16 protein-coding genes are annotated in these 18,385 nt (G+C 66.7%); 15 read left to right on the top strand and 1 reads right to left on the bottom strand.

Going from position 1 to position 18,385, the window contains the following annotated elements:
* Positions 1–69: 69 nt before the first annotated feature.
* A complete protein-coding gene (alaS, locus tag AC27GT_RS00785) occupies positions 70–2,718 on the bottom strand; it encodes an alanine--tRNA ligase (RefSeq protein WP_015716321.1) in 2,649 nt (882 codons plus the stop codon).
* Between the two features lie 76 nt (positions 2,719–2,794).
* On the opposite strand from alaS, the gene AC27GT_RS00780 reads away from it, so the two are divergent.
* The 15 genes from AC27GT_RS00780 (at position 2,795) to AC27GT_RS00710 (ending at position 18,352) form a co-directional block, all read left to right on the top strand.
* Positions 2,795–3,016 carry a hypothetical protein gene (locus AC27GT_RS00780; RefSeq protein WP_015716320.1) on the top strand — a complete coding sequence of 74 codons (222 nt, stop codon included), beginning with the start codon at positions 2,795–2,797 and terminating at the stop codon, positions 3,014–3,016.
* Positions 3,013–3,435: a putative toxin-antitoxin system toxin component, PIN family gene (locus AC27GT_RS00775; RefSeq protein ID WP_015716319.1), complete on the top strand. Its 423-nt coding sequence runs from the start codon at positions 3,013–3,015 to the stop codon at positions 3,433–3,435. Before AC27GT_RS00780 ends, AC27GT_RS00775 begins: the two co-directional genes overlap by 4 nt.
* A gap of 15 nt (positions 3,436–3,450) precedes the next feature.
* Positions 3,451–3,726, top strand: coding sequence for an NIPSNAP family protein (locus AC27GT_RS00770; protein ID WP_015716318.1), 276 nt, complete (start codon positions 3,451–3,453; stop codon positions 3,724–3,726).
* A 75-nt stretch (positions 3,727–3,801) separates the two neighbouring features.
* Positions 3,802–4,944 carry an ABC transporter permease gene (locus tag AC27GT_RS00765; protein WP_487223381.1) on the top strand — a complete coding sequence of 381 codons (1,143 nt, stop codon included), beginning with the start codon at positions 3,802–3,804 and terminating at the stop codon, positions 4,942–4,944.
* Positions 4,945–5,018: 74 nt separating this feature from the next.
* A complete protein-coding gene (locus tag AC27GT_RS00760) occupies positions 5,019–5,708 on the top strand; it encodes an ABC transporter ATP-binding protein (protein WP_487223380.1) in 690 nt (229 codons plus the stop codon).
* 60 nt (positions 5,709–5,768) lie between these two features.
* Positions 5,769–7,100: an FAD-dependent oxidoreductase gene (locus AC27GT_RS00755; protein ID WP_487223379.1), complete on the top strand. Its 1,332-nt coding sequence runs from the start codon at positions 5,769–5,771 to the stop codon at positions 7,098–7,100.
* Between the two features lie 108 nt (positions 7,101–7,208).
* Entirely contained in the window at positions 7,209–8,525 is a 1,317-nt protein-coding gene (aceA, locus tag AC27GT_RS00750) for an isocitrate lyase (RefSeq protein ID WP_038071360.1), read from the top strand.
* A 103-nt stretch (positions 8,526–8,628) separates the two neighbouring features.
* On the top strand, positions 8,629–11,391 hold the full coding sequence (locus tag AC27GT_RS00745; protein WP_487223378.1) for a tetratricopeptide repeat protein: 2,763 nt from the start codon (positions 8,629–8,631) through the stop codon (positions 11,389–11,391).
* Positions 11,392–11,479: 88 nt separating this feature from the next.
* Positions 11,480–12,232 carry a Fe-S cluster assembly ATPase SufC gene (gene sufC, locus AC27GT_RS00740; protein WP_487223377.1) on the top strand — a complete coding sequence of 251 codons (753 nt, stop codon included), beginning with the start codon at positions 11,480–11,482 and terminating at the stop codon, positions 12,230–12,232.
* Positions 12,229–13,635, top strand: coding sequence for a Fe-S cluster assembly protein SufB (sufB, locus tag AC27GT_RS00735; protein ID WP_015716311.1), 1,407 nt, complete (start codon positions 12,229–12,231; stop codon positions 13,633–13,635). Before sufC ends, sufB begins: the two co-directional genes overlap by 4 nt.
* A gap of 42 nt (positions 13,636–13,677) precedes the next feature.
* Entirely contained in the window at positions 13,678–14,970 is a 1,293-nt protein-coding gene (gene sufD, locus AC27GT_RS00730) for a Fe-S cluster assembly protein SufD (protein WP_015716310.1), read from the top strand.
* Positions 14,971–14,975: 5 nt separating this feature from the next.
* Entirely contained in the window at positions 14,976–15,278 is a 303-nt protein-coding gene (locus AC27GT_RS00725) for a Rieske (2Fe-2S) protein (protein ID WP_015716309.1), read from the top strand.
* 117 nt (positions 15,279–15,395) lie between these two features.
* Positions 15,396–15,596, top strand: a complete 201-nt coding sequence (locus AC27GT_RS00720) for a CopZ family metallochaperone (protein WP_015716308.1) — start codon at positions 15,396–15,398, stop codon at positions 15,594–15,596.
* Between the two features lie 9 nt (positions 15,597–15,605).
* On the top strand, positions 15,606–15,890 hold the full coding sequence (locus AC27GT_RS00715; RefSeq protein ID WP_015716307.1) for a metal-sensitive transcriptional regulator: 285 nt from the start codon (positions 15,606–15,608) through the stop codon (positions 15,888–15,890).
* 86 nt (positions 15,891–15,976) lie between these two features.
* Entirely contained in the window at positions 15,977–18,352 is a 2,376-nt protein-coding gene (locus AC27GT_RS00710; protein WP_487223376.1) for a heavy metal translocating P-type ATPase, read from the top strand.
* Positions 18,353–18,385: the final 33 nt, after the last annotated feature.

Genomic DNA, 18,385 nt, shown 5'->3' with positions numbered 1-18,385 from the left:
GGCCATGGGCTCATTTTACCGGGGGAGGGTGTCCCCTGCCAGGCACCCCGGCAAGGCCAGGGGCCTCCCTCAAGGAAGGAGGTCGGGAAGAGCCGCCCGGGCCTTTTCCGGGGAAAGCCCTGCCCCCTGGGCCAGGGCTCCCTTTCCACCCCCCCGGCCTCCCGCCCGCTCCGCGAGGGCTCGGAAGAGGGCCCCCGCCTCGAGGCCCCTTTCCTGGGCCTTTGGGGAAAGCTTCAGCACCGCCTGCCCCCCGCTCAGGACCAGGGCCACATCCGCCCCCTTGGCCACCAGATCGTCCGCCGCCTGGCGCAAGGCGGCCATATCCACCCCGGAAAGCTCCAGCACCCCGTAGCGCAAGCCTCCCTTCTCCGAAAGGGCGACCTCCTTCTTAAGCTCCGCCTGCACCAGGCGCGCCTTAAGGCTTTCCACCTCCTTTTCCTTGGCCTTGAGCTCCTGCAAGAGCCTCTCCAGCCGCTCCTCCAGGTTGGCCTCCCCCACGGAAAGCCTCTCGGCCAAAGCCCTCATGCGGTTCAAGGCCCCGCGGGCGAAGCGCACCGCCCATTCCCCGGCCACCGCCTCGAGGCGCCTCACCCCGGCGGAAACCGCCTCCTCCTTCTGGATGAGGAAAGCCCCGATCTCCCCCGTGCGCCGCACGTGGGTGCCCCCGCAAAGCTCCTTGGACTCCACCCCAGGCAGGGGGCTTCCCTCCACCCGCACCACCCGCACCACCTCCCCGTACTTCTCCCCGAAAAGGGCCATGGCCCCTTCCCGCTTGGCCTCCTCCAGGGGCAGGTAGCGCCAGGTGACGGGGAAATCCGCCAGGATCCAGCGGTTCACCAAAAGCTCAATCCGCTCCAGCTCCTCCTGGGTCAGGGGCTCGGGGTGGGTGAAGTCAAAGCGCAGGCGGTCCGGGGCCACCAGGCTCCCCGCCTGGCGCACATGGGGGCCCAGGACCGCCCTCAAAGCGGCGTGGAGGAGGTGGGTGGCGGTGTGGTGGCGCTCCGTGTCCCGGCGGGCAGGGTCCACCACCGCCCGCACCCTTTCCCCCACCCGGAGGGTGCCCTCCTCCACCTTGGCCCGGTGCAGGAAGATCCCCCTTTCCGTCTTGAGGGTGGTCTCCACCCTGGCCCGGCCCGAGGGCCACTCCAGGTGGCCGAAGTCCCCAATCTGTCCCCCCCCTTCCGCGTAGAAGGGAGTCCGGTCCAAGACCACCTGGACCTCGGTCCCGGGGCCCGCCTCCTCCAGGCTTTGGTCCCCCGCCAGAAGGGCCAAGACCGTGCCCTCCGCCTCCAGGGTCCCGTAGCCCAAGAACTCCGTGGCCCCCCGTTCCGCGTAGAGCTCCTCCAGCACCTGGGCGCTCTTCTTGAAGATCTCCCGCTCAAAGGCCATGGCCGCCCGGGAACGCTCCTGCTGCTCCTCCATGGCCCGTTTGAAACCCTCGGTGTCCACCCCGAAGCCCCTTTCCGCGGCGATCTCCACCGTGAGGTCCAGGGGGAAACCGTAGGTGTCGTAGAGGCGGAAGGCCTCCGCCCCCGGAAGCACCTCCCCGGGCCTAAGGCCCGAAAGCAGGGTGTCCAGCCGCTTCAAGCCCCCCTCCAGGGTTTCCAGGAAGCGCTCCTCCTCGAGGCGGATCTGCTTCTCCACCGCGGGAAGGTTCTCCCGCATCTCCGGGTAGAAGTCCCCAAGAAGCTCCGCCACCACCGGGGCCAGGCGGTGGAGGAAGGGTTCCTGCAGGCCCAAAAGGTAACCGTGGCGGAGGGCCCGGCGAAGCAACCTGCGGATCACGTAGCCCCGGCCGGTGTTGGAGAAGGTCACCCCATCGGCCAAGGCCGCCACCACCGCCCGGATGTGGTCGGCGATGACCCGGTGGCTCACCGAGGCCGTCCCCTCGTAGGGCTTACCGCTAAAGAGGGCCACCCTTTCGATGATGGGGTAGAAGGTGTCCGTGCGGTAGAAGTCCTCCACGTCCTGCAGGATGGCCGCCACCCGGTACAGGCCCATGCCGGTGTCGATGTTCTTCTGGGGCAGGGGCTTGAGGATCCCGGGGCCGGGGATGGGGCCTTGGCGGTCGTACTGGGTGAAGACCAGGTTCCAGATCTCCACGAACCGGTCCCCGCTTCCCGTGTTGGGACCGGTTTCGTCCGGGGTGCCGAAGGCCGGGCCCCGGTCGTAGAAGATCTCCGAGCAAGGGCCCGAGGGCCCGTTGGGCCCGTGGGTGATGGCCCCTCCCGGCCAGTAGTTCTCGTCCTCCCCGAAGCGGCCGATCTTTTCCTCGGGCACCCCCACCAGGTCCCGCCAGATGGCGTAGGCCTCGTCGTCGTCCTCGTAGACCGTGACCCAGAGCCGATCCGGGTCCAGGCCCAGCCACTTGGGGTCGGTGAGGAACTCCCAGGCCCAGAGGATGGCCTCCTTCTTGAAGTAGTCCCCAAAGGAGAAGTTGCCCAGCATCTCGAAGAAGGTGTTGTGCCGGGCGGTTCTCCCCACGTTTTCTATGTCCCCCACCCTGAGGCACTTCTGGCAGGTGGTGATCCTTCGCCACTCCTTGCCCCCGAAGATGGGCTTGGCCCCCAGGAAGTAGGGCTTTAGGGGAGCCATGCCCGCCGAGGTGAAGAGGAGGGAGGGGTCGTTCTCGGGGATGAGGCTAAAGGAGGGAAGGCGCAGGTGCCCTTTGCCCTCAAAAAAAGACAGGTACTTCTCCCGGATCTCCGCCGTGCGCATGCCTTTGATTATAGGGGCTCAACGCGCTGGCCTTCACCCCTTTGACGTCAAACCCTCATGCCGTCAAAATGGTGACATGGCCAGGCGCAAAACCACCCTGTACCTGGAGGAAGAGGTGCTCCGGGCCGCCAAGGTGCGGGCGGCAAGCCTGGGTCTAAGGGAGTCGGAGCTGGTGGAGCGGGCCTTGCGCCACTACCTGGGCCTGGAACGCCTCGAGGCCCTTCTGGCTAAAGGCCCCCTCTCCGAGGAAGAGGCCCTGAGGCTGGCCTACCAGGAGCTCCACGCCTCCCGGGGATGATCCGCGCGGTCCTTGACCCAGGGGTGCTGGTGGCGGCTCTCCTTTCCTCCCAGGGAGCCCCGGCGCAACTTTTGCGCCTCTTGGTGAAAGGGCGCTTCCAGCTCGTCCTCTCCCCCAAGCTTCTTGAGGAAGCCGAACGGGTCCTAAAAAGACCCAAGTTCCGGGACTACGTGAGCCTCGAGGAGGTCCAGGACTACCTGGCCTTCCTGGTCCGCTGGGGGGAGGTGGTCCCCGACCCCCCGGAAACCCCCGGCCTCTCGCCGGATCCCGGGGACGATTACCTGGTGGCCTTGGCCCGGGCCTCGAGGGCCAGGGTCTTGGTATCGGGGGACCGACACCTGCTCGGGCTTGCCCACCCGGAACCCCCGGTGCTGTCCCCTAGGGCCTTCTTGGAGCTGCTGGAATCCTTGGATCCTTAAGGGTAAGCTTGGACCATGACGGTCCAGATGCGCCGCTACCGGCTTAAGGAAGGCACCAGGGAGGCTTTTCAGAAGGTGTTCCTGGAGGTCATCGTTCCCTTGCGCCAGGCCACGGGTTTCCAGGTCCTGGGGGCCTACTGGATCGGGGAGCGGGAGTTTTTGTGGTTCGTGGGCCACGAGAACTTTCAGGAGGCGGAAAAGGCCTACTACCAGCACCCCGAGCGCAAGAAGGTGGACCCCAGCCAGTTCCTGGAGGAAATAGAAACCCGCTTCGTGGAAAGACTCATCTAGAAGGCCATCCCCGGTGTTTGGCCCTCTGTGGGCCCCGGCACGTCCGCTTTCCGCACCAGGAATAAGCTTGAGAAGATGGAAATCCTTTCCATGGTCCTCCGTAACCTCCTGGCCCGCCCCGTGCGCAGCCTCCTCACCCTCCTGGGGGTGCTCATCGCCACCACCAGCATGGTCCTCTTCCTCTCCTTCGGGGAAGGCTTAAGGCGCTCCCTGGCCCAGGAGCTCGCCCGGGTGGGCCCCGCCATCCAGCTGGTCCCCGAGGGCATGGAGGGCCTGGGGTTTTCCGGCTACCCCGAGATCACCCCCGAGGAGTACCGGCGGGCGGTGGCAGCGGGGAAGGAGCTGGGGGTGAGGAGCATCATCCCCACCCTCTTCCTGGCCCGGGGAGGGTTTGACCCCCAAACGAGCTTCTTTTTCCAGGGCCTCCCGCAAGGCGTGGCCCCCGACCTCCTCTACCCCGGGGTGAAGGTCCGGGAAGGCCGGCTTCTTCCCTCGGCCAAGGGAGCCATCGTGGGGGCCAAGGTGGCCAAGCGGAGCCAGCTTTCCTTAGGAAGCCCCCTCAGGCTTTCCCCCCGGGTAGAGCTACGGGTGGAGGGCATCCTGGAGGAAAGCGGGGGGCTTGCCGACAACCTCATCTTCGTGCCGCTAAAGCCCTTGCAGGAGGTCTTGGGCACGCAAAACTACACCGCGCTTCTCGTGGCCCTGAACCCCGGGCAGAAGGCGGAGGAGGTGGCCCGGGCCCTCGAGGCCAGCCTCCCCGGCCTCAAGGCCCAGACCACGGGGGACGTGATGCGCTTTGCGGAAAGGGCCTTGCGCATCAGCGACCTGGTGCGCTTCGGCATCAGCCTGGTGGCCCTGGTGGTGGGGGGGCTTCTGGTGGCCAACACGGTGATGATGTCCGTGTACGAGCGCACCCGGGAGTTCGGGGTCATGCGCGCCTTCGGGGCCAAGCGGGGCTTCATCTTCCGGCTGGTGGTGCTGGAGGCCCTCCTCCTCTCCTCCTTGGGGGGGCTACTGGGCCTCCTCCTGGGAAGCGCGGTTTCCCAGGCCATCAACCTCTACACCCTGGAGCAGGTGGGCTTAGCCCTTTCCGCCGTCACCCCCAGGCTTTCCCTTTTCGCCCTTCTGGTGGCCCTGGGGCTTGGGCTTTCCGCGGGAATCCTTCCCGCCTACCACGCCAGCCGGATTCCCGTGGTGGAGGCTTTGGGGAGGGTTTGAGACCACCTTGGCTTCCCCGGGAGTAAACCCTCTTCCCTAGGCCCTTCCGGAGAAGCCAGGAGATAGGAAAGGATATGACGAGCGTCCTTCGGGCGGAAAACCTCGGCAAGCGCTACCGGCAAGGGGAGAAGGAAGTGGTGGCCCTGGAAGGGTTTACCTTCGCCTTCCCCCAAGGAAGCACCGCGGTGGTGGGACCCTCGGGTAGCGGCAAAACCACCCTGCTAAACCTCCTTGCGGGCTTTGACCTGCCCACGGAAGGAGGGGTGTACCTGGGGGAGCTGGCCCTGCACCGGCTTTCCGAGGACCAAAGGGCCGAGGTGCGCCTTCAGCACATGGGCTTTGTCTTCCAGCAGTGGAACCTCATCCCTACCCTCACCGCCTGGGAAAACGTGGCCTTTCCCCTCCTCCTTGCGGGCCTTCCCCCTAAAGCCCGCAAGGAAAGGGCCTTGGAGCTACTGGAAAGGGTGGGGCTTCTGGAAAGGGCCCACCACCTGCCAAGCCGCCTTTCCGGCGGGGAACAGCAACGGGTGGCCTTGGCCCGGGCCCTGGCCCTGGACCCCCCCATCCTCTTCGCCGACGAGCCCACCGGCAACCTGGACGCCACCTCCCGGGAGCAGGTGGCATCCTTACTCTTTGAAGCCGGGAAAAAGCGCACCCTGATCCTGGTCACCCACGACCTGGAGCTGGCCGCCCAGGCGGAACGGATCCTCTACCTCAAGGGAGGGCGGCTGGTGCGGCAGGAGGTGCCTGGGCCCCCGCGGTAGCCACCCCCTGCCCTTTCCCCGGGACATCCCGCCCACCCCGCCTGTGGCACAATACCCCCTATGGGCAAGCGGCTGGTGGTGATCGGGGGGGTGGCGGGCGGGGCCTCCGCCGCCGCCAAGGCCAAGCGGGAGAACCCGGACCTGGAGGTGGTGGTCTACGAGAAATCAGGGTGGGTTTCCTACGGGGCCTGCGGCCTGCCTTACGTGCTTTCCGGGGAGATCCCCCGTCTGGAAAAGCTGGTGGCCAGGACCCCGGAGGAGTTCCGGAAGCAGGGGATCCACATCCACGTCCATCACGAGGTGGTGGACGTGGACCCGGAGCTTAAGACCCTCACCGTCTTTGACCACCAGGAGCGACGCACTTTCCAGGACCGGTACGACTACCTGGTCCTGGCCACCGGGGCCAGGCCGAGCCTTCCCCCCATCCCGGGCACGGAGCAGGAAGGGGTCTACACCTTAAGGAGCATGGAGGATGGGGAAAGCCTCCTCAAGGCCCTGGAGGGAGCCCAAAGGGCTGCCATCCTGGGGGCCGGGTACATTGGCCTCGAGGTGGCCGAGGCCTTCCGCAAACGGGGCCTCGAGGTGACCCTCCTGGAACTCAAGGACCGTCCCCTACCCCACTGGGACCAGGAGGTGGGGAACCTCCTTAAGGAGGAGCTGGAGCGGCACGGGGTGGAGGTCTGGACCGGGGTGGAGGTGAAGGCCCTAAGGGGCCAGGGCCGGGTGGAGGCGGTGGAGACCTCGGAAGGCGTGGTGCCCGCCGACCTGGTGCTGGTGGCCACGGGGATCAAGCCCAACACCCTTTTGGCCCAAGCCATGGGGGTAGCCTTAGGCCCCACAGGGGCCATCGCCACCGACGAGAGGATGCATACCAACCTGGAGGGAGTGTATGCCGCCGGGGATGTGGCGGAAAGTTTCCACCAGGTGCTGAAGCGCCCCTACTGGCTTCCCCTGGGGGATGTGGCCAACAAGCACGGCCGCACCGCCGGGGCGGTGATCGCCGGCAAGGAGGCCCGCTTCGCCGGGGTGGTGGGCACCGCCATCTTCAAGGCCTTCGGCCTGGCGGTGGCCACCACCGGGCTTTCCCAGGAAGCGGCCTTAAGGGAGGGCTTCCAGGCCAGGAAGGTCTTCATCCAAAGCCGGGACGGAGCCCACTACTACCCGGGAAGCCAGCCCCTTTGGGTGGAACTCATCTACGAGGAGGGCACGGGAAAACTCCTGGGCGGGGCGGTGGTGGCCCATGGGCACGGGGCCTTGCGCATCGACGCCCTGGCCGTCCTCCTGCACCAGGGGGGCACGGTGGAGGACCTCCTGAGCCTGGACCTGGCCTACGCCCCACCCTACAGCCCCGTCTGGGACCCCCTCCTCATCGCCGCCCAGCAGGTGAAGTGAAGCAGTGTAGTTAAGGGAGGAACACACCGGCAAGGGGTGTTAAGCCCCTTGCCTTACACCCTACACTGTAATCCCTCCTGGCTCCAAACTGGGCTTGGGAGGTGAGGGATGGATCCCTTAAGCGTGCTGACCCCAGAGATGCGGCAGGAGGCGGAGGAGCTTCGGCGGGATTGGGCGACCAACCCCCGGTGGAAGGGAGTGAAGCGGGACTACCGGCCCGAGGACGTGGTCCGGCTTCGCCCCAGCGTGAAGGTGGAGTACACCCTGGCCAAGCGAGGAGCGGAGAAGCTCTGGCAGCTGCTGCACGAGCGACCCTACGTGCACACCTTCGGGGCCTACACCGGGGCCATGGCGGTGGAGATGGTGCGGGCCGGCTTGGAGGCCATCTACCTCTCCGGCTGGCAGGTGGCCGCCGACGCCAACCTGGCCTGGCAGACCTACCCCGACCAGTCCCTCTACCCCTATAACTCCGTGCCCCAGATCGTGAAGCGCATCAACAACGCCCTGATGCGAGCGGATATGATTGAGCGCTCCGAGGGCAAGGTGACCCGGGACTGGTACGTGCCCATCGTGGCCGATGCCGAGGCGGGCTTCGGCGGGGCTTTGAACGTCTTTGAGCTCACCAAGGCCATGATCGAGGCGGGGGCTGCCGGCATCCACTACGAGGACCAGCTGGCCTCCGAGAAGAAGTGCGGCCACCTGGGGGGCAAGGTCCTGGTGCCCACCTCCCAGCACATCCGCACCCTGCAGGCCGCCCGCCTGGCAGCGGACATCATGGGGGTGCCCACGGTGATCATCGCCCGCACGGACGCCGAGGCCGCCACCCTCATCACCAGCGACATCGACGAGCGGGATCGGCCCTTTATCCTGCCCGGGGAACGCACCCCCGAGGGCTTCTACCGGGTGAAAAACGGCCTCGAGGCGGGAATCGCCCGGGCCCTGGCCTACGCCCCCTACGCCGATGTCATCTGGATGGAAACCTCCAAGCCCGACCTGGAGGAGGCCCGCAAGTTCGCCGAGGCGGTGAAGAAGGAGTTCCCGGATAAGCTCCTCGCCTACAACCTCTCCCCCTCCTTCAACTGGAAGAAGTTCCTGGACGACGAAACCATCGCCAAGTTCAACCGGGAGCTGGGGGAGATGGGGTACAAGTTCCAGTTCATCACCCTGGCGGGCTGGCACACCGTGAACTACTACACCTGGGAGCTGGCCAAGGGCTACAAGGCCCGGGGCATGCCTGCCTTCGTGGAGCTCCAGCAGAAGGAGTTCCTGGCCCAGGCCCAGGGCTTCACCGCCGTGAAGCACCAGCGGGAGGTGGGGGCGGGCTACTTCGACGAGGTGGTCCTGGCCCTCACCCAGGGGGAGGCCTCCACCCTGGCCCTCAAGGGCTCCACCGAGGAGGCCCAGTTCAACGAACCCGTGCACTAGGTTTAGGGGACGCCTGCTCTGCCGCCCTCCAGGTTCGGGGGGCGGCAGGTTCCTTTTCCGTGGTAGGTCGAAGGCACACCAAAGCTGATATAGTGTAATCACCATGCCAGAGGCCAATACACCCTGGCTACGCTACCTGGAAGACCTCCGTCCCCACCTTAAGGGCCGGGACCATCGGGGCAAGCGGGGCTCCCTAAGGTGGCTCGAGGCCCTCATGGCCGAGCGGGGCGGGAAGGCGGGGACCGTGCGCAACATCCTCTACAAGGACCTGGGGAGCCCCGAGGAGAAGGAGAGGCTTTACGGGGTCATCGCCGACCTGTACCAGGAGGCAGGCCTCCCACCCCCTCCTCCCCCGGCGGAGCTTTTCCTGGAAAGCGCCCGCAAGACCCTGGGCCGGGACAAGCGCCGCATCTTTCGCCGCTTTCTGAAGGAGCTGGAAGCCGGGGGGAGGCCCCAGATGGTGGTGGTGGGGGGGCCGGCCACGGGCAAGGGGGTCCTCCTGGCGGCCTTGAGCCGTGCCCTATCCGCTTTGCCAGGCAAGGAACCCTTCCTCCTCAACCTGGGAGGGGAACTGGCCCAGGCCTTGGTCCCCCTGGCCGAGGGCCTGGGAATAGGGGAGGAGGTGCGGGCCCTTCTGGCCCAGCTCTCCCCCACCCAGCCCTACATCCTGCAGGGAGCCTTGGAACACGAGGTGCTGGCCCTTTTGGCCCGGGGCCTGAACCGGGAAGGCCGCCCCCTCCTGCTTCGGGCCGAGGCGGAGGGAACCCTGGAAGGCCTTCCCCTGCGGGGTCCAGACGGCACCCAACGGGGGCTTGCCGCCTGGCTGGAACCTTTCCTGAAGGCCCTGACCATCCCCTACGTGGCGGCCTTAAGCGAGCCACCCCCCACCCTGCCCCACCAGCCCCTTTCCCCCCCGAGCCGGGAGGAGGCCAGGCGCTTCGTGCGGGAACGGCTTCCCCATCTGCCCCCGGAAAGGCTGGAGGCCCTGGTGAACCAAGCGGGGCGCAACTTCGGGGAGCTTTCCCGCCTGGTCCTCCTGGAGGCCGCCAAGCACGACCCCAGGACCCCCCTTCAGGACGACCCGGCCCTGAAGCCCCTGCTCCTGGCCCTCTCCGCCTTCAGCCCCGAGGCCGATCCCGCGTTTCCCGCAGAGCTTTTAGAGAAAGCTCTGGGTAAGCCTCTGGAACGCCTTTCCCAGGCGGAAAGGGCCCTTTTGGACTGGGTGGGGGAAGGCTTGGTGCGCCCCGCCCTAAGAAGCCTCCTTCCCCAGGAAGCCCCCAGGGAACTCCACCGCCTGGCCCTCGCCTACTTCCCCAAGGAAAACCTCTTCCGCAAGCTCCATCACGCCTACAAGGCGGGGGAAACCCGGATACTGCTGGACCTTCTCCAGGAGGATCCCGCCCGGCTGGCCCTCCTTCCCGGGCTTTGGCAGGAAGCCCAGGCCTGGCCCCGGGAGGACCTCGAGGCCCTGGCCGCGGTGGTGGTGCGCTACCGGGCCGTCTTAGGCCAGTACGCCCACCCCGAGGCGGAGGAAGCCCTCAGGGTCCTCTCGGAGGCCCAAAACCCCTCCTTGCGCACCTGGGCCCGCATCAAGGCGGCCGAGGCCAAGGCGGATGCCGCCCTTTACAAGGAAGCGGAGGAGCTTCTGCCCCCCAAGGAGGACCTCAAACTCCTGGACGACACTGCCCAGGCGGAGGGGCTTTTGGTCATGGCGGCGGTGGAACGCTGGAAGGGGGATTACGAGAAGGCAGCCCGCTTTGTGGAGGAGGCGCAGGGCCTTCCCGTGGCCCCCTTCCTGCAGGACCGGGTGTACCTGTGGCGGGGCCTGGTGGCCAAGGACCTGGGCCGCTACCCGGAGGCCCTGGAGGCCCTCTCCCGGGTGGGCCATGACCCCCTCCTCCTGGGGAGGGCCCGCTACCAGATGGGGGACCTCCTCATGCGCTTAGGAAGCCTGGAGGCCAAGCCCCGCATGGAGGAGGGCCTGAAGGCCCTGGAGGAGGGGGGTGCCCCCAAGGACGAGGTGGCCCGGGTGCGGGCCCGCTACGCCACCCTCCTCCGGCGCCTGGGCCTGTACGAGGAGGCAGGAAGGGCCATTGAGAAGGCCCTGGCCGAAGCGGAGGACCCCTTTACCCGGGCCCGGGTGGAAAGCGAGGCCGGGATCCTCGAGGCGGCCCGCGGCCGCCCCTTTGCCGCCCTAAACCTTTTGGTCCCCGCCGAGGCCTACTTCCGCACCACGGAGGAGAGGCCCAAGGAAGCCCGCTACCGCCATCTGCGCACCCTCTTCCGCCTGGGGGCCACCTACCTCCTTTTGGAGGCGGGGCAGCCCTACCGGGCCCCCTTCCTGGGAGGGCTTCACGCCCCCACGGCCCAGCGCCTCCTCGAGGACCTCCTGGAGCAAATCCCCTGGGAAGCCACGGATCGCTACACCGCCTTGCGGCTGGACACCGCAAGCCTCCTGGCCCTCCTCCTTCCCCCCGCCGAGGGAAAGGCCCTCCTGAAGCCCCTTTTGGATGTGGAAAACCCCTACCTCAGGGCCCAGGCCCGCCTGAGCTACGCCGAAACCCTGGTCCGCGAGGGCAACCTGGGGGAGGCCCTGGCCCAGGTGGTGGCCCTCCCTCCCCTGGAGGACCCTGGCCTTGTAGCCCAGGCCCGGGCGGTGGAGGTGCTGGCCCTGCTGGGCCTGGGGGAGAAGGAGGCCGCCTGGCAAAAGCTTTCCGAGGTGAGGAAAAGCCCTCTCCCCGAGCCCTTCCGCTTCCAGCTGGGCCGGGCTTTGGGCCGCTTCTGCCCCGAGCTTCAAAGGCGCCTTCCTCCCACCCCCCTGGCCCTCCCCGAGGCCCTGGGCTTCCACCTGGCAAATCCCGACTAAATCACTATACTTTAGGGGGTGGAGGGGTTATACTCTTACTGCGAATGGGTCGCAGTAAGAACCCGACCCGGCATCAGGAGGCAGAACGATGAACCAGCTGGAAATCCGCGACCTCTGGGCTTCCATTGACGGCGAGACCATCCTAAAGGGCGTGAACCTGGTGGTCCCCAAGGGCCAGGTACACGCCCTCATGGGCCCCAACGGGGCCGGGAAGAGCACCCTGGGCAAGATCCTGGCCGGGGACCCCGAGTACACGGTGGAACGGGGGGATATCCTCCTGGACGGGGAAAGCATCCTGGATCTCTCCCCGGACGAGCGGGCGAGGAAGGGCCTCTTCCTGGCCTTCCAGTACCCCGTGGAGGTGCCGGGGGTCACCATCGCCAACTTCCTGCGCCTGGCCCTGCAGGCCAAGCTGGGCCGGGAGGTGGGGGTGGCGGAGTTCTGGGCCAAAGTGAAGCGGGCCCTGGAGCTTCTGGACTGGGACGAGGGCTACCTCTCCCGCTACCTCAACGAGGGCTTTTCCGGCGGGGAGAAGAAGCGGAACGAAATCCTCCAGCTTCTGGTCCTGGAACCCACCTACGCCGTCTTGGACGAGACCGACTCCGGGCTGGACATCGACGCCCTAAAGGTGGTGGCCCGGGGGGTGAACGCCATGCGGGGGCCCAACTTCGGCGCCCTGGTCATCACCCACTACCAGCGCCTTCTCAACTACATCGTCCCCGACCGGGTGCACGTGATGATGGACGGGCGCATCGTGGCGGAGGGCGGCCCCGAGCTGGCCCTGGAGCTGGAGGCCAAGGGTTACGAGTGGCTCCGGGAAAGGGTGAAGGAGGAAGCATGAGCGAGGCCGATCTGAGGGCACTGGGCGAAGAGTACAAGTACCACTTCGTGGACGAGGTCAAGCCGGTCTTCGTGGCCGAGCGGGGCCTCACCCGGAGGGTGATCGAGGCCATCAGCTACCACAAGGGGGAGCCCGAGTGGATGCTGAAGTTCCGCCTGCGGGCTTTGGAGATCTTCCAGAAGAAGCCCATGCCCACCTGGGGCCCGGACCTCTCGGGCCTGGACCTGGACAACCTGGTCTACTACGTGAAGCCCGCAGAGGTGAGGGACGCCAAGAGCTGGGAGCAGATCCCGGAGGAGATCCGCCGGACCTACGAGCGCCTGGGCATCCCCGAGGCCGAGCGCAAGGTGCTCGCCGGAGTGGGGGCCCAGTACGACTCGGAGATGGTCTACCACCGGGTCAGGGAGGAGCTGGAGCGGCAGGGGGTCATCTTCGTGGCCATCGAGGAGGGGATGAAGAAGTACGAGGACCTCTTCAAGGAGTACTTCGCCAAGGTGGTCCCCCCGGAGGACAACAAGTTCGCCGCCCTGAACTCCGCCGCCTGGTCCGGAGGCTCCTTCGTCTACATCCCCCCCGGGGTAAAGGTGGAGCTTCCCCTGCAGGCCTACTTCCGGGTCAACACCCCCGAGTTCGGCCAGTTTGAGCGCACCCTGATCATCGTGGACGAGGGGGCCGAGGTGCATTACATCGAGGGCTGCACCGCCCCCATGTACTCCACGGAAAGCCTCCACACCGGGGTCATCGAGATCGTGGTGAAGCGGGGGGCCCGGAGCCGCTACACCACCATCCAGAACTGGTCCACCAACATGTACAACCTGGTGACCCAACGGGCCCTGGTCTATGGGGATGCCTTCCATGAGTGGCTGGACGGCAACCTGGGCTCCAAGGTCACCATGAAGTACCCTTCCAGCTACCTCCTGGAACCCGGGGCCCGCACGGAAATCCTCTCCATCGCCTTTGCCAAGACCGGCCAGCACCAGGACACCGGGGCCAAGATCATCCTGGGAGCCCCCCACACCTCGGGCACCATCGTTTCCAAGAGCATCTCCAAGGGGGAGGGCCGGGCCAGCTACCGGGGCCTGGTGAAGGTGCTGGAGGGAGCCAGGGGCGCCAAGGCCAATGTGGAGTGCGACGCCCTTCTCATCGACCCGGAGAGCCGCACCGACACCTACCCCTACATCGAGATCGAGGAGGACACCGCCCACGTGGGCCACGAGGCCACGGTGTCCAAGATCAACGACGAGCAGATCTTCTACCTGCAAAGCCGGGGCCTCAAGGAGGACGAGGCCGCAGCCCTCATCGTGCGGGGCTTCATCGAGCCCATCGCCAAGGAGCTGCCCCTGGAGTATGCGGTGGAGCTGAACCGGCTCATCGAGCTGGAGATGGAGGGCTCCGTAGGCTAAGGGCTTCCGTCAAGGGTCTTAACCTTTGCGCTAGGAGGATTCATGCAGGTACTGGACAAAACGCAGGTGGAAGCCATCTCCCGGGCCCTAAAGGAGCCGGGCTGGGTGCTGGAGAAAAGGCTAAAAGCCCTCGAGGCCTTCGCCCGCCTCCCCTATCCCAGCAAGAAGGACGAGGCCTGGCGCTACACGGATCTCTCTGAAGCCCCCCTGGAGCAGGAGGTGGAAACCCCCAAGGGGCTTAGCCTCTCCCGGGATGAACTTCCCGAGCTGGTGAAGCGCCGCCTGGAGAAGACCGATGTTTCGGGCTTTCTGGTCTTCGTGGGCCCGGATTTGGTTTACGCCGAGGTGCCGGAGGAGCTTTCCGCCAAGGGCCTGGTCTTCACCAGCCTCGCCGAGGCCTTGAAGACCCACCCCGGTAAGGTGGAGGCCACCCTCTTCCGGGGGGTCTACGTGGAGGACAAGTTCGCCGCGGAAAACTCCGCCTTCTTCACCCACGGGGCCTTCCTCTACGTACCCGCGGGGCTCGAGGTGGAAAAGCCCCTCGGGGTCTTCAAGGTGCTGGAAGGGGGCAAGGCCTCGGCGGGCCGGAGCCTCATCTTCCTGGAGGACAACGCCAAGGCCGCCTACATCGAGGAGTACCTCTCCTTGGACCTCCCCCCCACCCTGCACCTCTCCGCCACGGAGATGGTCTTGAGGCCTGGAGCCCGGCTGCGCCACGCCCACGTGCAAACCCTGGGCGACGGGGTCTGGCACTTCCACCGGCAAAGGGCCCTGCTGGAGCGGGATGCTGCCCTAAACGACCTGGTGGTGAACCTGGGCGGGCGCTACGCCCGGAGCGAGGTGGCCTCGGAGCTGTTGGGCCCGGGAGCGGAAAGCGAGATGCTGGGGCTTTACTTCGGCCACGGCCTCCAGCACTTCGACCACTACACCCTGCAGCACCACGTGGAGCACCATACCCGAAGCGACCTCCTCTACAAGGGAGCGGTGAAGGACGAGGCCCGGGCGGTCTTTTCCGGCCTCATCAAGCTGGAGCGGGGAGCCCAGAAGACCGACGCCTACCAGGCCAACCGCAACCTCATCCTCTCCCCCACCGCCCGGGTGGACTCCATCCCCCAGCTGGAGATCGGGGCCAACGACGTGCGTTGCACCCACGGCAGCACCACCGCCCCCGTGGACGAGATGCAACTCTTCTACCTGCAGTCCCGGGGCCTGTCCCGTAGCCTCGCCCAGGAGCTTTTGGTCAAGGCCCACCTGGCGGACGTCCTTAACCGCATTCCTCTAAAGGCCCTAAGGGCCCACCTCGAGGCGGTGATCGAGGAAAAGGTTAGAATCTGAAGGCCATGTGGACCCCGGTGGCCAAGCTGAGCGAGCTGGAAAACGGCAGGCTGGTGGTCAAAAGGCCCGAGCACCGGAAGCCCATCCTCCTCCTCTACACCGGGGAGGAGGTTTTCGCCCTGGAGGACATCTGCACCCACGACGACGGCCCCCTCCACGAGGGGGATGTGGAAGACGGCCAGATCGTCTGCCCCCGGCACGGAGCCCGCTTCGACCTGAAAACAGGCCGGCAGACCCTTCCCGCCCCCAGGCCCGTCAAGGTCTTCCCCGCCAAGCTGGAGGGGGATACCATCCTTCTGGACCTATAGACGCCCATCCCGTTCGCAAGGCCCCAAGGAGGACTTGGGGCCTTTGTCCTTGACGGCAGGCGGAAGAAGCGCTAGGGTGGGAGTACCCACCCCACCTGGGGTGGGGGGAGGTAAGGGATGCTGAAACTCAAGGTAGAAGGCATGACCTGCAACCACTGCGTGATGGCGGTCAAGAAGGCCCTCATGAAGGTGCCCGGGGTGGAGAAGGCCGAGGTGAGCCTGGAACGGGCCGAGGCCCTGGTGGAGGGCAAGGCGGACCCCGAGGCCTTGATCCGGGCCGTGGAAGAGGAAGGCTACCGGGCCGCCCTGGCGGGCTAAGGAGGCCCTGTGCCCCGCCACCCCCTCCACCTGGACCCCAAGGTGCGGGAAGAGGCCAAAAGGCGCCTCCTCTCCGCCAAGGGCCACCTCGAGGGCATCCTGCGCATGCTGGAGGATCCCCACGTCTACTGCGTGGACGTGCTGAAGCAACTGAAGGCGGTGGAGGGTGCCCTGGACCGGGTGGGGGAGATGGTCCTAAGGGCCCACCTCCGGGACCACGTGGCCACCGCCCACGAGCGGGGGGACGTGGAGGAAATCGTGGAGGAGCTGATGGAGGCCCTCAAGTACCGTTGATCCCACCCGGTCCAGGGCGGGGTAGAGGCCCAAGGGCACACCAGCCCGGGGAAAGCAAAGGGGTTTCCGCTAGGGGGTACGAAGCCATGGCATTGGAAGTGAAGGTAGGGGTAAAGGGCATGACCTGCGCCTCGTGCGTGGTGCGGGTGGAAAGGGCCTTGAAAAGGGCCCCGGGCGTGGAGGAAGCCCGGGTCAACCTCACCACCGAGGAAGCCTTTTTGCGCCTTCAGGAAGGCATAGACCTCAAGGAGGTCCTGAAGCAGGTGGAGGAAGCCGGCTACGAGCCCGTGGTGGCCCGGGTGGAGATCCCCATCCGGGGCATGACCTGCGCCGCCTGCGTGGCCCAGGTGGAAAGGGCCTTGAAGAAGCTACCCGGGGTGCTTTCCGCCCACGTGAACCTGGCCACGGAGAAGGCCTTCGTGGAGTACCTCCCGGACACCGTGACCCTCCCCCGCCTGCGCCAGGCCATCCGGGATGCAGGGTACGAGCCCCTGGAGGTGGCCCAGGAGGAAAAACGGGCCCCCGCTTACCCCTTGGATCTCCTCATCGCCCTGCCCTTTGCCTTCCTCACCCTTCTCCTAGCCATGGGGCCCCTGCTTCTTCCCCTTCCCCACTTCCCTCCGCTTTTGCAGGCCCTCACCGCCCTCCCCGTCCTCTACGCCGGCCGCCGCTTCTTCCGCCAGGCCCTGGCGGAGATCCGGCACCGTTCCCTGGGCATGAGCACCCTGGTGGCCCTGGGGGCAGGAAGCGCCTACCTCTACTCCTTTCTAGTTCTGCTCTTTCCCACCCTTTTCCCGGAGGAGGCCCGCCATCTCTACCTCGAGGCGGGGGCGGTGATCCTGGCCCTGATCCTTTTGGGCAAGCACCTGGAGGAAAAGGCCAAGGGGAAGGCCTCGGAGGCCATCCGCAAGCTCCTGGCCTTGAGGCCCAAGACCGCCCGGGTGGTTCAGGAAGGGGAGGAAAGGGAAATCCCCGCCGAGGCCCTCATCCCCGGGGACCTGGTGCGGGTGCTTCCCGGGGAGCGCATCCCTGCAGATGGGGTGGTGGTGGAGGGCTTCAGCCATGTGGACGAGGCCATGCTCACCGGGGAGCCCATCCCCAAGGCCAAGAAGCCCGGGGATGAGGTGGTGGGGGGAACGGTGAACGGGGAAGGTCCCCTCCTCATCCGGGTAAGCCGGGTGGGGGAGGCCACGGTCCTGGCCCAGATGGCCCGCCTGGTGGAGGAAGCCCAGGCCTACAAGCCCCGGGTGCAGGAGGTGGCGGACCGCATCGCCAGCGTCTTCGTGCCCATCGTGCTCCTCATCGGCCTTATCACCTTCGCCCTCTGGCTCCTTCTGGGGCCCGGCCTCTCCTACGCCTTCGTGGCCCTTCTTTCCGTACTCCTTATCGCCTGCCCCTGCGCCATGGGCCTCGCCACCCCGGCGGCCATCGCCGTGGCCACGGGCAGGGCGGCGGGAATGGGCCTCCTTTTCCGCAAGGGCCAGGCCATCGAAGGCCTCGCCCGGGCGGATACCGTGGTCCTGGACAAAACCGGGACCCTGACCCAAGGGAAGCCCACCCTCACGGAACGCCTGGGGTTTGCCCTAAGCCCTGAGGAAGCCTTGTGCCTCGCCGCCGCCTTGGAGCGGGGAAGCGAACACCCCATCGCCAAGGCGGTTCTGGAGGCAGCCAAGGATCTCAGCCTGCCCGAGGCCGAAGGGGTGCGGGCCCTGCCCGGGGAGGGCATCGAGGGAGTGGTGGAGGGGAGAAGGCTTTACCTGGGGGGTCCAGCCCTCATGGAGCGGCTCAAGGTGGCCCTTCCCCAGGAGGCCCAGGAGCTTTCCCAGAAGGGCTACACTCCCCTTTACCTGGCGGATGGGGAGAGGCTTTTGGCCGCCTTCGGGGTCTTTGACCCCCCCAAGCCCGAGGCACGAAGGGTGGTGGCCGCTTTAAAGGCCCTGGGCCTCAAACCCGTCCTCCTCACCGGGGACCATCCCATCCCGGCCAGGCGGGTGGCCGAGGCCTTGGGCATAGAGGAGGTGCTGGCCGGGGTGCGCCCTGAGGGTAAGGTGGAGGCCATACGGCACCTCCAGGCCCAGGGGCGGAAGGTGATCTTCGTGGGGGACGGCATCAACGACGCCGCCGCCTTGGCCCAGGCCGATGCGGGCATCGCCCTGGCCACGGGCACGGACATCGCGGTGGAAGCCGGGGATGTGATCCTGCTTTCGCCGAGCCTGGAAGGATTGGTGCACGCCATCCTCCTATCCCGGCGCACCCTAAGGACCATTTACCTCAACTTCTTCTGGGCTTATGCCTACAACATCCTCCTCATTCCGGTGGCAGCCGGGGCTCTTTACCCCTTCACCGGGCTTCTTCTGAACCCCATGCTGGCGGCCGGGGCCATGAGCCTCTCCAGCCTCTTCGTGCTCACCAACTCCTTGAGGCTGAGGGGATTCCAACCGAAGAGCTTAACCGGAGCTTAACCGGCTCCGGCTAAGGTGAAACCGGAGGTGATG

The organism is Thermus sp. KWY1 (genome assembly GCF_057547025.1).
The sequence above is the reverse complement of the archived record's forward strand: the minus strand, read 5'-3'. Positions and strand labels throughout refer to the sequence as shown.

What these genes read in the sequence shown, in the direction of transcription:
- aceA (WP_038071360.1), top strand. Translation starts at nt 7,209, where the DNA reads ATGGATCCCTTAAGCGTGCTGACCCCAGAGATGCGGCAGGAGGCGGAG.
- AC27GT_RS00725 (WP_015716309.1), top strand. Translation starts at nt 14,976, where the DNA reads ATGTGGACCCCGGTGGCCAAGCTGAGCGAGCTGGAAAACGGCAGGCTG.
- AC27GT_RS00760 (WP_487223380.1), top strand. Translation starts at nt 5,019, where the DNA reads ATGACGAGCGTCCTTCGGGCGGAAAACCTCGGCAAGCGCTACCGGCAA.
- AC27GT_RS00770 (WP_015716318.1), top strand. Translation starts at nt 3,451, where the DNA reads ATGACGGTCCAGATGCGCCGCTACCGGCTTAAGGAAGGCACCAGGGAG.
- AC27GT_RS00745 (WP_487223378.1), top strand. Translation starts at nt 8,629, where the DNA reads ATGCCAGAGGCCAATACACCCTGGCTACGCTACCTGGAAGACCTCCGT.
- AC27GT_RS00780 (WP_015716320.1), top strand. Translation starts at nt 2,795, where the DNA reads ATGGCCAGGCGCAAAACCACCCTGTACCTGGAGGAAGAGGTGCTCCGG.
- AC27GT_RS00710 (WP_487223376.1), top strand. Translation starts at nt 15,977, where the DNA reads ATGGCATTGGAAGTGAAGGTAGGGGTAAAGGGCATGACCTGCGCCTCG.
- AC27GT_RS00775 (WP_015716319.1), top strand. Translation starts at nt 3,013, where the DNA reads ATGATCCGCGCGGTCCTTGACCCAGGGGTGCTGGTGGCGGCTCTCCTT.
- sufD (WP_015716310.1), top strand. Translation starts at nt 13,678, where the DNA reads ATGCAGGTACTGGACAAAACGCAGGTGGAAGCCATCTCCCGGGCCCTA.
- AC27GT_RS00755 (WP_487223379.1), top strand. Translation starts at nt 5,769, where the DNA reads ATGGGCAAGCGGCTGGTGGTGATCGGGGGGGTGGCGGGCGGGGCCTCC.
- alaS (WP_015716321.1), bottom strand. Translation starts at nt 2,718, where the DNA reads ATGCGCACGGCGGAGATCCGGGAGAAGTACCTGTCTTTTTTTGAGGGC.
- sufC (WP_487223377.1), top strand. Translation starts at nt 11,480, where the DNA reads ATGAACCAGCTGGAAATCCGCGACCTCTGGGCTTCCATTGACGGCGAG.
- AC27GT_RS00765 (WP_487223381.1), top strand. Translation starts at nt 3,802, where the DNA reads ATGGAAATCCTTTCCATGGTCCTCCGTAACCTCCTGGCCCGCCCCGTG.
- AC27GT_RS00720 (WP_015716308.1), top strand. Translation starts at nt 15,396, where the DNA reads ATGCTGAAACTCAAGGTAGAAGGCATGACCTGCAACCACTGCGTGATG.
- sufB (WP_015716311.1), top strand. Translation starts at nt 12,229, where the DNA reads ATGAGCGAGGCCGATCTGAGGGCACTGGGCGAAGAGTACAAGTACCAC.